The organism is Pseudomonas citronellolis (assembly GCF_900112375.1).
GTDB lineage: Bacteria > Pseudomonadota > Gammaproteobacteria > Pseudomonadales > Pseudomonadaceae > Pseudomonas > Pseudomonas citronellolis.
Window position 1 is genome coordinate 204,352 of record NZ_FOLS01000007.1, and the last position, 19,211, is coordinate 223,562.

Annotated in this window: 15 protein-coding genes; 9 read left to right on the forward strand and 6 right to left on the reverse strand. The window is 70.1% G+C overall.

What is annotated here, in order from left to right; genetic code table 11:
- Positions 1–50 precede the first annotated feature (50 nt).
- The 4 genes from BM060_RS09260 to BM060_RS09275 all read right to left on the reverse strand — a co-directional run bounded on the left by BM060_RS09260 (position 51) and on the right by BM060_RS09275 (position 4,138).
- Positions 51–875, reverse strand: a complete 825-nt coding sequence (locus BM060_RS09260) for an SDR family NAD(P)-dependent oxidoreductase (protein ID WP_074979367.1) — start codon at positions 873–875, stop codon at positions 51–53.
- On the reverse strand, positions 872–1,912 hold the full coding sequence (locus BM060_RS09265) for an NAD-dependent epimerase/dehydratase family protein (protein WP_051879013.1): 1,041 nt from the start codon (positions 1,910–1,912) through the stop codon (positions 872–874). The genes BM060_RS09260 and BM060_RS09265 overlap by 4 nt, the downstream gene beginning before the upstream one ends.
- Position 1,913: 1 nt before the next feature.
- Positions 1,914–2,447, reverse strand: coding sequence for a 2,4'-dihydroxyacetophenone dioxygenase family protein (locus tag BM060_RS09270; protein WP_051879015.1), 534 nt, complete (start codon positions 2,445–2,447; stop codon positions 1,914–1,916).
- An 86-nt stretch (positions 2,448–2,533) separates the two neighbouring features.
- Positions 2,534–4,138, reverse strand: coding sequence for an arylsulfatase (locus tag BM060_RS09275; protein ID WP_083426744.1), 1,605 nt, complete (start codon positions 4,136–4,138; stop codon positions 2,534–2,536).
- A 142-nt stretch (positions 4,139–4,280) separates the two neighbouring features.
- Here BM060_RS09275 and BM060_RS09280 point away from each other — a divergent pair, with 142 nt between their 5' ends.
- Entirely contained in the window at positions 4,281–5,210 is a 930-nt protein-coding gene (locus tag BM060_RS09280; protein WP_159458812.1) for an AraC family transcriptional regulator ligand-binding domain-containing protein, read from the forward strand.
- A gap of 4 nt (positions 5,211–5,214) precedes the next feature.
- On the opposite strand, the gene BM060_RS09285 is transcribed toward BM060_RS09280, so the two are convergent.
- Positions 5,215–5,925 carry a Crp/Fnr family transcriptional regulator gene (locus BM060_RS09285; RefSeq protein WP_074979371.1) on the reverse strand — a complete coding sequence of 237 codons (711 nt, stop codon included), beginning with the start codon at positions 5,923–5,925 and terminating at the stop codon, positions 5,215–5,217.
- A gap of 179 nt (positions 5,926–6,104) precedes the next feature.
- Here BM060_RS09285 and BM060_RS09290 point away from each other — a divergent pair, with 179 nt between their 5' ends.
- From BM060_RS09290 to BM060_RS09310, 5 genes are all read left to right on the forward strand, one after another.
- Entirely contained in the window at positions 6,105–9,614 is a 3,510-nt protein-coding gene (locus BM060_RS09290) for an indolepyruvate ferredoxin oxidoreductase family protein (RefSeq protein WP_074979373.1), read from the forward strand.
- A 13-nt stretch (positions 9,615–9,627) separates the two neighbouring features.
- Entirely contained in the window at positions 9,628–11,022 is a 1,395-nt protein-coding gene (locus BM060_RS09295; protein WP_174672432.1) for an FAD-binding oxidoreductase, read from the forward strand.
- The gene (locus tag BM060_RS09300) at positions 11,019–12,242 is read left to right on the forward strand and encodes an alpha-hydroxy acid oxidase (protein ID WP_074979375.1); all 1,224 of its coding nucleotides are present in this window, start codon (positions 11,019–11,021) and stop codon (positions 12,240–12,242) included. The genes BM060_RS09295 and BM060_RS09300 overlap by 4 nt, the downstream gene beginning before the upstream one ends.
- Entirely contained in the window at positions 12,239–13,687 is a 1,449-nt protein-coding gene (locus BM060_RS09305) for an aldehyde dehydrogenase family protein (protein WP_074979377.1), read from the forward strand. The genes BM060_RS09300 and BM060_RS09305 overlap by 4 nt, the downstream gene beginning before the upstream one ends.
- A 122-nt stretch (positions 13,688–13,809) precedes the next feature.
- Positions 13,810–15,930, forward strand: coding sequence for a PQQ-dependent dehydrogenase, methanol/ethanol family (locus tag BM060_RS09310; RefSeq protein WP_074979379.1), 2,121 nt, complete (start codon positions 13,810–13,812; stop codon positions 15,928–15,930).
- Between the two features lie 10 nt (positions 15,931–15,940).
- On the opposite strand, the gene BM060_RS09315 is transcribed toward BM060_RS09310, so the two are convergent.
- Positions 15,941–16,660 carry a Crp/Fnr family transcriptional regulator gene (locus BM060_RS09315; RefSeq protein WP_081884662.1) on the reverse strand — a complete coding sequence of 240 codons (720 nt, stop codon included), beginning with the start codon at positions 16,658–16,660 and terminating at the stop codon, positions 15,941–15,943.
- A 209-nt stretch (positions 16,661–16,869) separates the two neighbouring features.
- Between BM060_RS09315 and BM060_RS09320 the strand changes: the two genes are divergently transcribed.
- From BM060_RS09320 to BM060_RS09330, 3 genes are read left to right on the forward strand one after another with little or no spacing between them, the layout of a single operon-like run.
- Positions 16,870–17,637 (forward strand): class II aldolase/adducin family protein, encoded by a 768-nt coding sequence (locus BM060_RS09320; protein WP_058070924.1) that lies wholly within the window; start codon positions 16,870–16,872, stop codon positions 17,635–17,637.
- 10 nt (positions 17,638–17,647) lie between these two features.
- A complete protein-coding gene (locus BM060_RS09325) occupies positions 17,648–18,628 on the forward strand; it encodes a 2-hydroxyacid dehydrogenase (protein WP_074979381.1) in 981 nt (326 codons plus the stop codon).
- Positions 18,625–18,927 carry a Dabb family protein gene (locus tag BM060_RS09330; RefSeq protein WP_074979383.1) on the forward strand — a complete coding sequence of 101 codons (303 nt, stop codon included), beginning with the start codon at positions 18,625–18,627 and terminating at the stop codon, positions 18,925–18,927. Before BM060_RS09325 ends, BM060_RS09330 begins: the two co-directional genes overlap by 4 nt.
- The last annotated feature ends 284 nt before the right edge of the window (positions 18,928–19,211 follow it).

The following is a 19,211-nucleotide window of genomic DNA, read 5'->3' on the forward strand; positions in this document are numbered from 1 at the left end:
GAAATGACGGACGGGTCGCCGGCCACGGCCCCAGCCGCGGCCGGCGCGGCTCAGCGGCGCTCGGCCTGCAGCGCCTTGGCGAGGGTCTGGTCGGTGAGCCAGCGCAGCAGCGAGCTGGTCTTGCGCGCCATGCCCCGCAACAGCCTGGCGCGCAGGCCCGGGGTGATCATGAATTCGCGCTTGCGCAGCCCGGCGAGGATGCCGGCCACGGCTTCCTCCACCGTCAGCACCCCGGCGGTGGCGTTGAGCGCCTCGGTGACCTTGCTGCCGTGCTGGCGCTCGTAGGTCAGCAGCGGCGTGGCGATCTCGCCGGGGCACACCACGGAGACGTCGATGCCGCGCGGCTTCTGCTCCAGGCGCAGGACCTCGGCCAGGCCCACCACGCCGAACTTGGAGGCGCAGTAGGCGGCCTGGGTGTAGCCGCCCATGATTCCCGACAGCGAGGCCACCAGCACCAGGTGGCTGCCCCGCTGCATGTAGCGCAGCGCGCCGGCGGCGAAGTTGCGGCTGCCGATCAGGTTGATGCGCACCACCAGCTCGAAGGTTTCCGCCGGCAGCTCGGTGAACAGCGCGGTGCGCAGGATGCCGGCGGAATTGAAGGCGAAGTCCGGCGCGCCCATTTTGGTGGCGGCGGCGTCCACCGCCGCGTCCACCTCGGCGGCCTTGGTGATGTCGACGATGAAGGCCTCGACCTTCTGCTGCGGCTGCCGGCACAGGGCGCGCAGCTCGGCGAGCACGCCCTCGTCCACCCGCAGGTCGAACAGCGCCACGCTGGCGCCCTCGCCCACCAGGGCCTTGGCGACCTGCAGGCCGATGCCGCTGCCGGCGCCGGAAATGAAGGCGACGCGCGGCGCGCCGTGGATCCACTGACTCATGCCTGGCTCCCCAGTCCTGCTGTTGCACTTGCGGCGCCTGCCGACGCCTGGCGTTGTGTACGGAAATGCTCGGCCAGCTCCGCCATGGCCGCCTCGAAGCTCACCGGCGGCCGGTAGTCGAGCAGGCGCCGGGCCTTGTCGATGGCGAACTCGTTGGGCCCGCCCATCAGGCGGAAGGTCTGCCGCGTCAGGTGCGGGCGCTGCGTCTGCTTGCGCAGGTGCCCCCACCACTCCAGGGCGCTGGCCATGAAGCGCGCCAGCCAGTTCGGCAGGCTTTTCGGCGGCGGCGTCTGCGCGGCCTGGGCCAGGGCCTCCAGGTAGGTCTTCCAGGTCACGCCGAAGCCGTCGGCGGCGATGAACACCTCGCCATGCACGAACGCCGAGCGCGCGGCGGCGATCAGCAGCGCCACCAGGTTGTTCACGTGCACCAGCCCGGCATCCCAGTCGCCGGAACCCAGCAGGCAGGGCGCGCCTTCGCGCAGCACCTGCACCAGCGAGTTCACCCAGGGCATGCTGCCCACGCCGAAGACGTTGGCCGGCCGCACGATGGTGCCCTTGAGCCCGCGCGCCACGCCCTCGCGGGTGACGCGCTCCTGTTCCTGCTTGCAGAACTCGTAGGCCGACGACGGCACGCCGACCGGGCTGTCCTCGCTCAGCCGGCCCTTGGCCAGGGCGCTGGCGAAGGCGCAGACGCTGGTGGTCACCACGAAGTGCGCGCCCCAGCCCAGGGCCAGTTCGATGGCCTGCTCGGTGCCCTTGACGGTCACTTCCACGTGGGACTGGGTGCTGCCCCAGTCGCTGACCACCGCGGCCAGGTGGAAGATGGCGTCCACCGGGCCGATCCGCTCGCGCAGTTCGAGCAGCCGGCGCACGTCGCCGACCACCACCCGGACGTTATCGCCCCACTCCGCCGGCACGGCTTCGCCGGGCATCATCAGGGCGACCACGGCCACCTGCTCGGCCAGCAACTGGCGCACCAGGTGACGGCCGATGAAGCCGCCGGCGCCGGTGACGAATGCGCTCTGCAAGCGGCTCATCTCACTCACCGAGCACGATCAGCTTGTCGCAGCTCTTGCCTTCGGCCGCGCACAGCGCGCGGTAGACGGCCAGCGCGGTCTTGGCGTCGAGGATGCGGATGACGTCGCCCTTCTCGTCGATGTCGACGTTGCTGCCGAAGATGGCGAACCAGACGTCGGCGATCTCCGTGGCGTCCTCGGCCACGCACAGGGTGTGCAGCGAATGCGCCGGCTCGTAGAGGTAGGAACCGGCCTTGTTCACCTTGTCCGGGTATTCGCGGTAGAACCACTCGCCCTGCAGGGTGACGGCGAACACCGGGCCGGTGTGGTAGTGGGTGTCGACGCCGAAGCCCGGCTTCATGCGGGTGCGGTTGATCCACAGGTTCTGGTTCAGGTCCACGTGCAGCAGCTGGATGGTGGAACCGTCGGGCAGGGCGACCCAGGGCAGGTCGTCCTCCAGCAGCAGGATCGCCTCGCGGGCGTGGTCGCGGGACACCACGGGGGCGTTCTGCATGGCGGCGAAGACTTGCATGGCGGCGGGGCTGAGCTGGCTCATCGGGGGTAAAACTCCGGTCTTGTTGTTCTGCGCGCGACGGGCGCGCGGGGGTAAACCTGGCGGCCGTCGGGCGGCCGCCGGGGGAATCATTTTTCGGCCTGTTTGGTGATCTGTTCCTTGAGTTGGTCGAAGCTCAGCGACACGCCCTTCTGCGCCGGCGGGAAGTCCCTGAAGGTCTTCAGGTGCGCGACTATGGCGTCGGTCATGCGGTTGAACAGGTAGGTCTTCTTCTGCAGCAGGTTGGCGCGCGGGCCGGGCGCCTGGTCGTAGCTCTCGAAGGGGTCCTGGCGGATGTTGAACAGCCAGGGCATCTCCAGCGTGGTGGTGCTGCCGTAGTAGCCGTCGCGGGTATAGAAGTGCGCCTTCCACTGGTCCAGGCGCACGGCCTGCAGGCGGCTCTCGGCGTAGTAGAAGATCTCGTGGCGCGCCGACTGGTCGGTCTTGCCTTCCCAGTAGGCCAGGTTGTCGAGGCCGTCGATGTAGTTCTTCTTCACCACGCCGGTGCCCAGGTCGTCGCCCTTGGCCAGGCGCTCGCGCACGTCGGGCATGCCGGCGGCGGCCGCCAGGGTGGTGAACAGGTCCTCGTGGGACTGGATGCCGTTGAGCTCCTCGCCCGCCGGGATGTGCCCCGGCCAGCGCACCATCATCGGCACGCGCACGCCGCCTTCCCAGGTGGTCATCTTGGTGCTGCGGTAGGGGCTGGTGCCGCCGAACGGGTAGGTCTCGTGCTCCGGGCCGTTGTCGGTGGAGTAGATGACGATGGTGTTGTCGGTGATGCCCAGGTCGTCGAGCTTCTTCAGCACCGTGCCGACGTCCTCGTCATGCTGCAACATGCCGGCGCAGTGTTCGTCCTCGCCGCTGGTGAACTGCTTGCAGCGCTCCAGGTACTGGTTCGGCGTGTGGGTGAAGACGTGCATGCGCGTGGTGTTGATCCAGGCGAAGAACGGCTTCTTCTGCGCCACGGCCTTGTCCATGAACTTGAACGAGGCCTGGATCAGTTCCTGGTCGACGGTTTCCATGCGCTTGCGCGTCAGCGCGCCGGTGTCCTCGCAGCGTTGCCTGCCCCATTTGCCGAAGCGCGGGTCCTCGCCGGACGTCTCGCTGTCGGTGGCGTAGCAGTGCAGCACGCCGCGCGGGCCGTAGCGCTTCTTGAAGCCGGGGTCGCTCGGGTAGTCGACGTCCTCCGGCTCTTCCTCGGTGTTGAGGTGGTAGAGGTTGCCGAAGAACTCGTCGAAGCCGTGCACCGTCGGCAGGTGCTCGTTGCGGTCGCCCAGGTGGTTCTTGCCGAACTGGCCGCTGGTGTAGCCCTGGGTCTTGAGCACCTCGGCCAGGGTCACGGTCTGCGGCTTGAGGCCCAGCGGCCCGCCCGGCTGGCTGACGGTGGTCATGCCCGAGCGGATCGGCAGCTGGCCGGTGATGAAGGCGGCGCGCCCGGCGGTGCAGCTGGGCTGGGCGTAGTGGTCGCTGAAGATGGCGCCGCCCTTGGCGATGCTGTCGATGTTCGGCGTGCGGTAGCCCATGGCGCCACGGCTGTAGGCGCTGAGGTTCCACATGCCGATGTCGTCACCGAAGATCACCACGATGTTGGGCTTGTCCGCCGCCTGGGCGGCGCCGCCCAGCACGGGCAGAACGAGAAACAGCAGGCGCGCGGCCAGGGTCGCGGCGCGGCGTGGCAGGTATTTGCGGGTCATGTTTCTTATTCTCGGTTTATCATCAACGGCGGGGCGTGGCTGGCCGCCAACAGGCAAGGCGGGACAGCACGCTCGAACGGCCACATGAAACGGCAAGAGGACGCTGGCGAACATGCCAGAAAGGGACAAAAACCGAACCAAAGTGGCCACGCCGGTCCAGCCGCGGCACCGCGGCGCCATGGGCCGGGTGCTGGCCCGCTACCTCGGCGAGCACAGCGACGCCGAGGAATTCGACCGGGCGCAGCTGGAACGCCTGTGGCAGCGCGCGGCGCACCTCGACCCGGCCATCGGCCTGCACCTGTTCAGCCATTTCCTGCCCAGGGAGCGCTTCGTGCTGGTGCCCCTCACCCTGTGCTGCTCCGACGTCGGCGAGGCCTTGCGGCACTGGCAGCGCTTCGCCCGCCTGGGCTCGGACCTGGACAACCTGCGCATCGTCGAAGCCGATGGCGAAGTGGTGCTGGAGGTGCAGATGCAGGCCTCGGAGCGCCTACGCCGGCACTACAGCGAACATGCCCTGGCGATGACCATGACGCAGATGCGCGAAGGCTGCGTCGAACCCGTGCTGCCGCTGCGCGCCGAGTTCGCCTACTCGCGGCCGCCCTACCATGCCGAGTACCAGGAGTGGTTCGGGCCGAACCTGCAGTTCGGTTGCGAACGCACCCGCCTGGTCTTCGACAGCCGCGTGCTGGCGGTGCCGATGCGCGGCCACCACCCGGTGCTGGTGGAGCTGATCGTCAGCGGCCTGGAACAGCGCCTGGCGCGCCTGCAGCAGTTCAGCGGGGCCGCCGCGCGGGTGGCGCAGCACATCCGCGGCGAGCTGGAAAGCGGCGCCGCGCCCAGCCTGGAGAGCGCCGCGGCGGCGCTGCACATGACCCCGCGCACCCTGCGCCGGCGCCTGCTGGAGCAGGACCTGGGCTACCGTCAGGTGCTGGCCGCGGTGCGCACGGAGCTGGAGCAGTACCTGGAGCTGCAGGGCCTGGACCGCGAACGCATCGCCACCCGCCTCGGCTACGCCGACACCGCCGCCTACCTGCGCGCGCGCAAGCGCTGGCAGGAATGCCAGGAAGACTGAAGCCTCACACCCGGGCCAGTTCCTCCAGCCGACCCTGGTCGAGCAGTACGATGCTGCCGTACTTCTGCGCGATCATGCCGTCCTGGCCCCACTGCTTCAGCAACTGGCTGACCCGCTGGCGGGTGCTGCCCAATAGCAGCGCCAGGGTCTCCTGGGACAGGCGCAGCTCGATGGCCAGCCCGCCCCCGGCGTTGGCCGAGCCGAAGGCCGCGGCCAGCGCCAGCAGGCGGCTGGCCAGGCGCTGCTCCAGCGTCTGGGTGGAAAAGGCCTCGAACCCCACCAGCAGCGCGCGCAGCAGCGAACTCTGCAGGTGCAGCAGGAAGCGCGAGAAGGCGGGATGGCGGCCGATCAGGCCTTCGACGTCCGCCGGGGTGAGCTGCAGCACCAGGGACGGCATGGCCGCCTGGGCATCGTGGATGCGCGGCAGGCCATCGAGCAGCGACACCAGGCCGACCCAGCAGCCCGGCTCGTAGAAGTTCAGCACCGCCTCCAGGCCGTCCCGGGAAGTGCCGCTCAGGCGCAGCGAGCCCTCCAGCACTATGTACAGCCCATCGGCCCTGTCGCCGCGGCGGAACAACCGCTGCCCGGCCGCCAGCCGGCGTTGCCGGCCGTGGGCAAGGACATCGTCGCGCACCTCCGCCGGCAGCAGGGCGAACGAGGGGTTGCCCAGCAGCGTCCGCAGGTGGCTTGCCGATACCTCGGAAGGGGTAGTCATGAGTACTCCTACAGCGTCCTCGCATTGCAAATACCTAACAGTCTCCGGCGGTATCGCGCCGCACTATTTTTCCAACGATCGTCGTGGCGCCACGAGCCGCCCGGCGGGCACGCCCTGCCCGCCCCGTCGCTTGTACCGCGCACAAGGCGCCAGAACAAGAATAAGCAGGAGACACCGTGATGAATGCCCCTCTGCCTCGCCAGGGCGTCAGTCTCGACGACAAGTTCGAAATCCGCGACGGCTGGATCTACCTCACCGGCACCCAGGCCCTGTCGCGCCTGCCGTTGCAGCAGCGCTGGCGCGACCAGGCCGCGGGCCTGGACACCGGCGGCTTCATCTCCGGCTACCGCGGCTCGCCGCTGGGCCGCTACGACATGGAGCTGTGGGCCCAGCAGGCGCGCCTGGAGGCCAACAACATCCACTTCATGCCGGGGGTCAACGAGGACCTGGCGCTCACCGCGGTGTGGGGCTCGCAGTACGCGGGCCTGCTGCCCGGCGCCAACGTGGACGGCGTGTTCGGCATCTGGTACGGCAAGGGCCCGGGCACCGACCGCAGCGCCGACGCCATGCGCCACCTGGGCAGCGCCGGCACCCACAGGCACGGTGGCGTGCTGGCCATCGCCGGCGACGACCACGGCGTCAAGTCCTCCTCGGTCATCAACTTCTCCGACCCGATCTTCATCGCTGCCGGCCTGCCGATCCTCTACCCGTCGAACACCCAGGAACTGCTCGACCTGGGCCTGTACGGCTTCGCCATGAGCCGCTTCAGCGGCTGCGCCGTGGGCTTCAAGGTGCACAACGACGTGGTCGAGGGCGGCGGCTCGGTGCGCGTCGGCCCCGACTCGCCGCGCATCGTCCTGCCCGAATTGCAGGTTGCCCCGCACCTGGGGCCCCAGGGCCTGAACATCCGCACCTTCGATATCCCGCTGATGGGCGAGGAACGCCTGGTCAACCACCGGCTGCCGGCGGCCGTGGCCTATGCCCGCGCCAACCGGCTCAACCATCTGCTGCAGGAAGTGCCCGGCGCCCGGCTCGGCGTGCTGTCGGCCGGCAAGTCGTACCAGGACGTGCTGCAGGCCCTGGCCGGGATGGGCCTGGACGAGAAGCGCCAGCGCGAGCTGGGCCTGCGCATCGGCAAGGCCGGGCTGATCTGGCCGCTGGACCCGCAGTTCGTCGGCGAATTCGCCGACGGGCTGGACGCCATCCTGGTGGTCGAGGAAAAGCGCGGCATCCTCGAAGACCAGGTCAAGGGCATCCTCTACGACCTGGCGCTGCCCAACCACCCGCGGGTGGCCGGCAAGTACGCGGCGGCCCAGGCCTTCGCGCCCGAGCATGGCGAGGCGGTGCTGCAGGGCTGGGGCGAGCTGTCGCCGACGCAGATCATGCACGCCATCCACGGGCAACTGCGCAAGCTGCACCCCGAGCTGCCCGCCATGGCCCTGCCGCCGGCCACCAACAAGCTGCCCGGCCTGCCCGACCCGGCCTCGCCCAATCGCAACCCCGGCTTCTGCTCGGGCTGCCCGCACAACCGCTCGACCCAGGTGCCCGACGGCTCGCGGGCCATGGTCGGCATCGGCTGCCACGCCATGGCCGTGCTGCACGACCCGATCAAGACGCCGCCGATGTTCACCCAGATGGGCGGCGAAGGCATGCACTGGCTGGGCCAGCACCGCTTCACCCGGGAAAAGCACGTATTCGTCAACATCGGCGACGGCACCTACTTCCATTCCGGCTTCCTGGCCATCCGCCAGGCCATCGCGGCCAAGGCCAACATGACCTACAAGGTGCTGTTCAACGGCTTCGTCTCCATGACCGGCGGCCAGCCCATCGACGGCGAGCTGACGGTGCCGCAGGTGGTCAGCGAGCTGATGGCCGAGGGCGTCCGGCACATTTTCGTGCTGACCGACGACCTGGCCAAGCACCCCGCCGGCAGCCTGCCGGCCGGCGTGCCGCTGCTGCACCGAGCCGAACTCGACGCGGTGATGCTGCGCTGCCGCGAGATCGAAGGGGTGTCGGTGATCGTCTACGACCAGCCCTGCGCCACCGAGCGCCGGCGCCTGCGCAAGCGCGGCAAGTGGGCCGACCCGGCCAAGCGCAGCTTCATCAACGCGGCTGTCTGCGAGGGCTGCGGCGACTGCTCCAGGGCCTCCAACTGTCTGTCCATCGAGCCGCTGGAAACCCCCTTCGGGCGCAAGCGCAAGATCAACCAGAGCTCGTGCAACAAGGACTACTCCTGCGTCGAGGGCTTCTGCCCGAGCTTCGTCACCGTGCACGGCGGCAAGCTGCGCAAGACGCGCACCGCGGGCGTAGGCGCGGCGGACTTCCCGGCCATCGCGGAACCGGCGCTGCCGGCGCTCGCCGGCGACTTCTCGCTGCTGATCACCGGCGTCGGCGGCACCGGCGTGGTCACCATCGGCCAGGTGCTCGGCATGGCCGCGCACACCGAGGGGCTGGCGGTCTCGGTGCTGGACGTCACGGGTCTTGCGCAGAAGTACGGCGCGGTGATGTCCCACGTGCGCATAGCCGCCGACGCGCAGCGCCTGCATGCCACGCGCATCGCCACGGCCGAAGCCGACACCCTGGTGGGCTGCGACCTGGTGGTGACCGCCGGCGACGAGGCGCTGCTGCGCGTACGCCCGGGCCGCACCCGGGTGATAGTGGCGAGCGACCTGGTGCCCACCAGCGACTTCGCACGCAACCCCGACTGGAAGATGGACGCCGGCGCGCTGGTCGAGCGCATCCGCCAGCGCTGCGGCGACGGCCAGCTGCTGGCCATGGAGGGCCTGCGCATCGCCGCGCAACTGATGGGCGACAGCATCGCCGCCAACATGTTCATGCTCGGCGCGGCCTGGCAGCTGGGCAGCGTACCGTTGTCCCACGCGGCCATCATGCGCGCGCTGGAACTCAACGCCGTGCAGGTCGACTTCAACAAGGCCAGCTTCCTCTGGGGCCGCCGCGCGGCGGTCGACCTGCAGGCGGTGGAACGAGCCGCCTGCGCCGGCAAGCCGGTCGCGCCCGCACCGCGCCTCGACATGTCCCTCGACGCCATCGTCCAGCGCTCCATGGCCTACCTGGCCGAGTACCAGGACAAGGCCTATGCCCGGCGCTACAAGGCGCTGGTGGACCGCGCCATGGCGGCCGAGCGCGGGCAGGGACTGGGCGAGCGCTTCAGCACGGCGGTGGCGCGCTACTACTTCAAGCTGCTGGCGATCAAGGACGCGTTCGAAGTCGCCCGCCTCTACGCTTCCGCCACCTTCAGGCAAGAACTCGATGCCGTGTTCGAGGGCGACTACAAGGTCCACTTCAACGTCGGCGCCTGGCCCTTCGGCGGCCTGGACCCACACGGCAAGCCGTACAAGCGGGAGGTCGGGCCGTGGCTGCTGAAGGCCTTCGGCCTGCTCAAGCACTGCAAGGGCCTGCGCGGCACCCTCCTCGACCCCTTCCGCCACAGCGCCGAACGCCGGCTGGCGCTGCGCCTGCTGGCCGAGTACGAGCGCGAGATCGACGGCCTGATCGCCACCCTCGACGCCGGCAACCTCGACACCGCCGTCGCCCTGGCCTCGCTGCCGGAGAAGATCCGCGGCTATGGCCACGTGCGCCAGCGCCACGTCGAGCAGGTGGAGAAGGAACGCGCGCAGCTCAAGGCCTCGCTGCACGACACCGCCCGAGCGTCCACCGCTCCCCGCTAGGAGAAGAATACCCATGGACCCCATCGTCGAGGCGCTGCGCGCCATCGTCGGCGACAACGGCGTGCTCTGCGCGACCGATCTCGCCAGCCGTTCGGCCGGCGCCTTCCGCGCCGACCACCTGCGGGCGCGGGCGCTGGTGCGCCCGACCAGCACCGGGGAAGTCGCCGCCGTGTTGCGCTGGTGCCACCAGCGCCAGCTGCCGGTGGTGCCCCAGGGCGGCCTGACCGGCCTGGTGCGCGGCGCCGATGCCGGGCCCGGCGAGATCATCCTGTCGCTGGAGCGCATGCGCGCCATCGAGGCCATCGACGCGCAACAGCGCACCGCCACCGTGCAGGCCGGCGTCACCCTGCAGGCCCTGCAGGAAGCCGTGGAGGCCCAGGGCCTGGTCTACCCGCTGGACCTGGGCGCGCGCGGCAGCGCCACCCTGGGCGGCACCGCCGCCACCAACGCCGGCGGCACCCGCGTGCTGCGCTACGGCATGACCCGCGACATGGTGCTGGGGCTTGAGGCCGTGCTGGCCGACGGCACCGTGGTGTCGTCCCTGCACCCGCTGATCAAGAACAACACCGGCTACGACCTCAAGCAGCTGTTCATCGGCAGCGAAGGCACCCTGGGGGTGATCACCCGCCTGGTGCTGCGCCTGCGCGAGAAGCCGCTGGCCAGCCACACCGCGCTGCTGGCAGCGCCGGGCTTCGATGCTGTGGCCGGGCTGCTGCGCCACATGGACCGCGCGCTGGGCGGCTCGCTGTCGTCCTTCGAGGTGATGTGGCAGTCCTTCTACCGCCTGGTGACCACGCCGCCGGCCAGGAGCCTGCCGCCGCTGGGCCAGGAGCACCCCTTCTACGTGCTGGTCGAGGCCCAGGGCAGCCAGCGCGAAGCCGACGGCCAGCGCTTCGAGGCCGCGCTCGAAGCGGCCCTGGAGCAAGGGCTGCTGAGCGACGCGGTGCTCGCCCGCTCCGACGCCGACGCGCAGGCCTTCTGGGCCCTGCGCGACGACGTGGAACAGGTGATGCGGCACGGCATGCCGCTGGGCTTCGACATCTCCCTGCCGATCGCCGAGATGGACGGCTACGTGCGCCAGGTGCAGCGACTGTTGCTCGCGGAAGCCAAGGCGCACTGGCTCTACGTGTTCGGCCACCTGGGCGACGGCAACCTGCACCTGGTCGTCACCCTGCCCCACGCCGACCTCGAACGGTTCAAGCCGCGTATCGAAGCGCTGGTCTACGCGGAACTGCGCGCGCGTGGAGGCTCGGTGTCGGCCGAGCACGGCATCGGGCTGGAGAAGAAGCCCTGGCTGTCGATCACCCGCAGCCCGCAGGAACGCGCGCTGATGGGCGCGATCAAGCGCGCGCTGGACCCCGCCGGCATCCTCAACCCGGGCAAGCTGCTCGACGGCGGCGCGCCATGACCTGCATCACCTGCATCGAGGACCTGCGTGCCCTGGCGCAACGCCGCGTGCCGCGGATGTTCTACGACTACGCCGACTCGGGCTCCTGGACCGAGAGCGCCTACCGCGCCAACCAGGCCGACCTGCAGCAGTTGCTGCTGCGCCAGCGCGTGGCCATCGACATCGACCGGCGCAGCACCGCCACCACCCTGCTCGGCCAGCGCGCCTCCATGCCGCTGGCGCTCGCCCCGGTGGGCGCGCTGGGCATGCAGCATGCCGACGGCGAAATCCTCGCGGCGCGCGCGGCGCGGACCTTCGGCGTGCCCTTCACGCTGTCCACCATGAGCATCTGCTCCATCGAGGACGTGGCCGAGCACGCCGGCCCCGGCTTCTGGTTCCAGCTCTACGTGATGCGCGACCGCGCCTTCGCCCGGCGCCTGGTCGAGCGCGCCAGGGCGGCCGGCTGCACGGCGCTGGTGCTGACCCTCGACCTGTCGCTGGTGGGCCAGCGCCACAAGGACCTGAAGAACGGCCTGACCGACCCCTCGCGCATGAACCTGCGCCAGTTGCTCGACGTGGCCAGGCACCCGCGCTGGGCGCTGGGCATGGCCGGCACGCCGCGACGGGCGTTCGGCAACGTGGTCGGCCACGCGCCCGGCATCGACAGCATGGCCGACATGGCGCGCTGGCGCGGCGGCGAGCTGGACCCGTCGCTGAACTGGGCCGACGTCGTCGAAATCCGCCGCTGGTGGGACGGCCCGCTGCTGCTCAAGGGCATCCAGGACGTGGACGATGCGCGCAACGCCGTGGCCCGCGGCGCCGACGCCATCGTGGTCAGCAACCACGGCGGGCGCCAGCTCGACGGCACCCAGTCGAGCATCCGCGCGCTGCCGCCGATAGTCGAGGCGGTCGGCGCGCAGACCGAAGTCTGGATGGACGGCGGCATCCGCAGCGGCCAGGACGTGCTCCGCGCCCGCGCCCTGGGCGCGCGCGGCTGCCTGCTGGGGCGCGCCTTCGTCTACGGCCTGGGGGCCCTCGGCGAGGCCGGCGTGAGCCGCGCGCTGGAGATCATCCACAACGAACTGAGCCTGAGCATGGCCTTCTGCGGCCACACCGACATCGACGCCGTCGGCCCGAGCATCTTGCTGCCCCCGTGCCCCTGGCCGGGGGCCAGCGCCCTCCCGCACGGCCCGCTCCATCCGGGACGGGACGCGCGGCTACCCACCGGAGACCTTTCATGACCACGCAACCCCCCATCCAGCGCCTGGAGCGCCTGTTCGCGTTGCAGAAGGCGGCTTTCGCCCAGGACATGTTCCCCAGCGCCGAGACGCGCATCGAACGCATGTCGCGCATCGTGCCGATGATGTACAGCTACCGCGCCAGGATCCACGAAGCGCTGGCGGCAGACTTCGGCAGCCATCCGGGCGCGGCGGCGGACCTCACCGAAATCCTGCCGATGGTCGAGCGCGTGCGCTTCGACTGCGCCCACGTCCAGCAGTGGATGAAGCCCATCGCCAAGCCGGTCGACCCGGCCACCCAGGGCGAGTCGCGGGCCTACGTGCAGTACAGCCCCAAGGGCGTGGTGTGCAACATGGCGGCGTGGAACTTCCCCTTCGACGTCGGCGTCGGCCCGCTCATCGACATGCTCGGCGCCGGCAACCGGGTGATCCTCAAGCCCTCGGACCTGACGCCCCACAGCGGCGCCCTGCTGCAGGAAATGTTCGCGGCCTACTTCGCCGAGGACGAGGTCGCGGTGGTCAACGGCGACCTGGAGCTGGCCCGGCACTGCGCCACGCTGCCCTGGGACCACCTGCTGTTCACCGGCGGCACGGCGGTGGGCCGCGAGATCATGAAGCGCTGCGCCGAGAACCTGGTGCCGGTCACCCTCGAACTGGGCGGGCGCAACCCCACCATCGTCGGCCGCGACAAGCTCGGCGACGCGCAGACGCTGGCGGCCATCGCCGGCATCAAGGCCATCAAGCGCGGCCAGCTGTGCATCACCGTCGACCACCTGCTGGTGCCCGAGGACGGCCTGCAGGACTTCGTGAAGGCCCTGAGCGAAGTGATGCAGCACAGCTTCGGCCACGACAACGGCGCCAGCAGCGCCAGCGGCATCATCAACCAGCGCCATGTCGAGCGCCTGCAACGCCTGCTGGAGGACGCCCAGGGCAAGAGCGAGCAGGTGATCCGCATCGGCCGCGAGATGGATGCCGGCACCCGCGACATGCCCTTCCACATCGTGGTCAACCCGCGCGACGACGCCCAGGTGGTGCGCGAGGAAATCTTCGGTCCGATCCTGCCGATCCAGACCTACAAGGACACCGACGACCTCGTCACGCGCATCAACCAGGGCGACACGCCGCTGGGCATCTACCTCTTCAGCGACGACCCGGCGCTGCGCCAGGCGATCGCCACGCGCACCCGCTCGGGCGGCGTGTGCTTCAACATCGCCGTGATGCAGGGCGCGCTGGCCGCCATGGGCTTCGGCGGGGTGGGCGCCAGCGGCATGGGCCGGCACCACGGCGAGGAAGGCTTCCGCGAGTTCTCCAACCCGCGCGGCTTCTACGAGCGCCGCGCCGGCGGCAGCTTCGAGCTGATCACGCCGCCCTACGGCGCCGCCACGCGCCAGCTGATCGACACGGTGGCCTACCCGCAGGTGGCGGCTGCGCTGGGGCTCGAACCGTGACCGGCACTGCGCGTCACGCCTGACGGCCAGCCCCGGCGGCGGCCTGCCGCCGGGGCACCGTCCTGCACACCGAGCCTCGCCCGAAACGAGCCGCCGCTGGCGGCGCCATGAGGGAACGAACCATGAAAGCACCTTGGAATACCGGGGCGGCGCTGCTGCTCGCGGCTCCGCTGGCCTGGGCCGGCGGCCCGGCGGCGGTCGACGCCCAGCGCCTGAACGCCGCCGACAGCGAGCCCGGCAACTGGATGAGCACCGGCCGCACCTACGGCGAACAGCGCTATTCGCCGCTGGAGCAGGTCAACGAGGGGAACGTGGGGCAGCTCGGCCTGGCCTGGAACTACGGCTTCGGGCTGGACCGCGTGGTCGAGGCCACGCCCCTGGTGGTGGACGGCGTGATGTACACCACCAGCGCCTACAGCATCGTCCACGCGCTGGACGCGCGCACCGGCGAACTGCTGTGGAAGTACGACCCCGGGGTCTACCGCGGCATCCAGGGCTCGGGCTGCTGCGACGCAGCCAACCGCGGCGTGGCGGTGTGGAACGGCAAGGTCTACGTGGGCGTGTACGACGGCCGGCTGGAAGCGCTGGACGCGCGCAGCGGGCAGCGCCTGTGGTCGGTGGACACCGTGCTCGACCACGCGCGCAACTACACCATCACCGGCGCCCCGCGCATCATCAAGGGCAAGGTGGTGATCGGCAACGGCGGCAGCGAGTTCGGCGTGCGCGGCTACGTCACCGCCTACGACGCCGAGACCGGCAAGCAGGCCTGGCGCTTCTTCACCGTGCCGGGCGACCCGGCAAAGGGCGACGAGAGCGACACCATCGGCATGATCCGCAAGACCTGGTTCGGCGACCAGTACTGGAAACAGGGCGGCGGCGGCACCGTGTGGGACTCGATGGCCTACGACGCCGAACTCGACCTGCTCTACCTCGGCGTCGGCAACGGCGCCTTCTGGAACTACGGCCAGCGCTCGCAGGGCAAGGGCGACAACCTGTTCCTCTCCTCCATTGTCGCGGTCCGCCCCGACACCGGGCAGTACGTCTGGCACTACCAGACCACGCCGGGCGACGCCTGGGACTACACCGCCACGCAGCACATCATCGTCGCCACCCTGGCCATCGACGGCAAGCCGCGCAAGGTGGTGATGCAGGCGCCGAAGAACGGCTTCTTCTACGTGCTGGACGCGGCCACGGGCAAGCTGCTCTCGGCCGCCCAGTACGCCCCCAAGGTCAACTGGGCCAAGGGCGTGGACCTGGACAGCGGCCGGCCGCTCATCGACCCGGAGGCGGCCGACTACTGGAGCAAGGGCGAGGCCAGGCTGGTGTTCCCCGGCTCCCAGGGCGGGCACAACTGGCACCCGATGAGCTACAGCCCGAAGACCGGCCTGGTCTACATCCCCACGCAATCGACGGCCGACATCCACCACCCGAAGGCGAAGCTGGATACGCCCGCCAAGGGCCAGTGGAACACCGGGATGGAAATCCCGCCGATGCCCCGGGACAGCAAGAGCATCGACGAATTCGCGCAGATCTACACCGGCAAGCTGCAGGCCTGGGACCCGCTTCGGCAGAAAGAGGTCTGGTCGGTGCCCTACGCGCAGATCGCCAACGGCGGCACCCTGGCCACCGCCGGCAACCTGGTGTTCCAGGGCACCCACGATGGCCGCCTACTGGCCTACGCGGCCGACAGTGGCAAGCTGCTGTGGCAGCGCGAGGTGAGCAGCGGTGTGGTGGCCGCGCCCATCACCTACAGCGTGGACGGCGAGCAGTACGTGACCTTCAGCAGCGGCTGGGGCGGCGCCTACCCGATCACCTTCGGCGCCCTGTCCGAGCGCACCCGCGGCGTGCCCGACGCCCGGGTGTTCACCTTCAGGCTCGGCGGCAGCGCGCCCATGCCCGCGGTCCGGCGGCGCGCCATCGTACTGCCCGAGCCGCCGCCGCTGAGCGCCGACGCGGCCACGGTGGCGGCCGGCGACCAGCTGTTCCGCCAGCACTGCGGGGTGTGCCACGGCCTGGGCGCCTTCAGCGCGAACGTGATCCCCGACCTGCGCTACATGACGGCGCAGACGCACGAGGACTTCCAGAGCATCGTCGCCGGCGCGCGGGCCGGCCGGGGCATGCCGCCGTTCGCCGGGCGGCTGGCGCCGGAGCAGGTGGAGCAGATCCGCGCCTACCTGATCGAGCGCGCCCACGACCGGCGCGCCGAACTGCAGGCCGCGGGCCAGCCGGCGGCGGGCACCTAGGTTCGCTGGGCTAGCGGTCCGGCCGCTCCTGGGCCAGCGTCTGCAGGGCGTCCGGGCGCAGCAGCAGGAGCTGGCCGTAGCGCTGGCGGATCAGGCCCTGCTGCTCCCACTGCTTGAGCACCTGGTTGACGCGCTGGCGGGTGGCGCCGATGAGCTGCGCCATGGACTCCTGGGACAGCCGCAGGTCCAGGCTCACCCCTTCGGCCTCCTTCGCCCCGAAGGATTCGCTCAGCCCCAGCAGGCGCCCGGCCAGGCGCTGCTCCAGCGACTGCGTGGAAAACGCGGAGAAGGCCACCAGCATGGCGCGCAGGCGCGACACCTCCAGGTCCAGCAGCATGCGCACCAGCGCCGGGTGCCGATCGCACAGCTCGCCCAGCGCCAGCGGGCTGATGTGCAGCACCTGGGAGGGCACGTGGGCATGGGCGTCGTGCAGGCGGTTGCTGTGGTCGAGCATCGACACCTCGCCCAGCCAGGTGCCCGGCTCGTAGAAGTTCAGCACCGCCTCCTGGCCATCGCGGGTGGTGTTGCTCAGGCGGATGATGCCCTGCAGCACGATGTACAGGCCATCCGGCGGCTCGCCGCAGCGGAACAGCTGCTGGCCGGTGTTCAGCGCGCGCACGCCGGCGCGGGCCAGCATGTCGTCGCGAACCTGCTCCGGCAGGCCGCCGAACCAGGGGCTGGCCAGCAGCACGGCGAGATGGGACTCCGACAACATCGAGGGGAAGGTCACGCCTGAAGGCTCCATGGAATCCGGGACGTTGCCGCCATTATTCGGCCGACGGGCGAACCAGCACAAGGCGCATCGGCGGCCTCCCCCAAACGGCCGCGACGGCGGAGCGGGCGCCGGCGTGACGGACGTCAAATTCAGGACAGTCGCCGGCCCCCGCCACGCCTTAGCCTCGGGCGCTCCACCACAACACCTACAAGAAGGAATGCCCCATGGCCCACGAACTCGCCCTCCCCCATGTCCGCGACCAGGTGAGCGACGAAGAATGGCAACTGCGCGTCAACCTCGCCGCGTGCTACCGGCTGGTCGCCCTGTTCGGCTGGACCGACCTGGTCTTCACCCACATCAGCGCCCGCGTCCCCGGCCCCGAGCATCACTTCCTGATCAACCCCTACGGGCTGCTGTTCGACGAGATCACCGCCTCCAACCTGGTGAAGATCGACCAGGACGGCAACAAGGTGATCGACAGCCCCTACGACGCCAACCGCGCCGGCTTCGTCATCCATAGCGCCATCCATGCCGCGCGCCACGACATCCAGTGCGTGCTGCACACCCACACCCGCGCCGGCGTCGCGGTCAGCGCCCAGGAATGCGGCGTGCTGCCGATCAGCCAGCAGTCCACCTTCGTGCTCTCCTCGCTGGCCTACCACGACTACGAGGGCGTGGCCCTGCGCGACGACGAGAAGCCGCGCCTGCAGGCGGACCTGGGCAACAAGCTGTTCTTCATGCTGCGCAACCACGGCCTGCTCACCGTCGGCCGCAGCGTCGCCGACGCCTTCCTCAACATGTACACCTTCGAGACCACCTGCCAGATCCAGCTGGCGGCCCAGGCCGGCGGCCAGCTGGTGCAGGTCGATCCGCAGATCATCGACGGCGTGGCCGAGGTGGTCGACAAGCAGACCGGCGGCCAGGGCGGCGACTTCGTCTGGCCGGCGCTGCTGCGCAAGCTCAACCGCATCGACACCAGCTATCGCGACTGAGGAGCCAGCGATGAACAGCATTCCCTGCATCGCCCTGTCGCGCCAGGTACCCGATGCGCTGTTGGGAAGCCTGCGCGAAAGGGCCGAGCTCCGCATGCCCGAACGCGGCCTCCCGGATGACCTGGGCGAGCTGCTGAGCGGGGCCGACTACGCCCTGGTGCTGCCCGCCGACCGCATCGACGCCGCCCTGCTGGAGCGTTGCCCGCGCCTGAAGGTGCTGAGCACCGTCAGCGCCGGCTTCGACCACATCGACGTGGCCGCCTGCACGGCCCGCGGCATCCGCGTCTGCAACACGCCCAAGGCGGTCGCCGCGGCCACCGCCGACCTCGCCTTCGGCCTGCTGCTGGCCGCGGCCCGGCGCATCGTCGAGGCCGACGCCTTCGTCCGCGGCGGCGGCTGGCGCGCCGACTCCTCGCCGCTGTTCGGCCAGGACGTGCACCACAAGCAGCTGGGCATCCTCGGCCTGGGCAGCATCGGCATGGAAGTGGCCAAGCGCGCCCGCGGCTTCGACATGGACGTCACCTACTGCAACCGGCGGCGCCTGCCGGTGGAGGAAGAAGTCCGGCTCGGCGTGCGCTACCTGGACTTCGACAGCCTGCTGGAGCAGAGCGACGCGCTCATCCTGCAACTGCCCTACAGCGCCGCCACCCACCACATCATCGGCGCGCCGCAGCTGGCGCGGATGAAGCCCGAGGCCATCCTGATCAACACCGCCCGCGGCGGCCTGGTGGATGAAACCGCCCTGGCCACGGCCCTGCGCGAAGGCCGGCTGGCGGCGGCCGGGCTGGACGTCACCGAAGGCGAGCCGGCGGTGAACCCGGCGCTGCTCGGCCTGCCCAACCTGGTGCTGTCGCCGCACAACGGCGCCTCCACCCGCGAGACGCACAAGCGCATGACCCTCGAGGCCTTCGACAACCTGCTCGACGCCCTGCAGGGCGCGCCGCTGCGCAACTGCATCAACCCGCAACCAACAGAGGAGTGCTGCCCATGAGCGTGCATTGCGTAGTCGTGTCCTGGCTGAAAGAGCCGGGCAACCTGGAACACATCGCCCAACTGACCGCCGCCTGCGAAAGCCTGCGGCAGATCCCCGGCGTCAGCGAAGTCCGCTTCGGCCCCCGGGCCAACCTGGGCAGCGTCGGCTCGGACGACAGCTTCGACTTCGCCATGATCGTCAGTTTCGAGTCGCTCAAGACGGCCCAGGACTATGGGCCCCATCCCAACCATATGCAGGCGGCGCAACTCACCGTGCAACTGGCGGAGCGGTTCCAGAGTTTCTATTTCGAGACCTGAGTTAATCGCGGACAAGGTCCGCTCCTACAGTCCAGGGAGGCATGGTGTCTTTCCTGTAGGAGCGAGCTTGCTCGCGAATGGTGTTTCCCGGATGCATTGATGTTTTAGGGTGACTCCGCTCCCTCTCCCCAACCCTCTCCCTGAAGGGAGAGGGGGCTGTCCTGAGCGACGCGTCGGTCAGGCGCCATCCTCACACCCCTAACCCCACCCCGTCATTCCCGCGAACGCGGGACGCGGCTCCATCGCGAACAGCGCTTGCGCTGGCCCGAAGGGGAATAACCCAG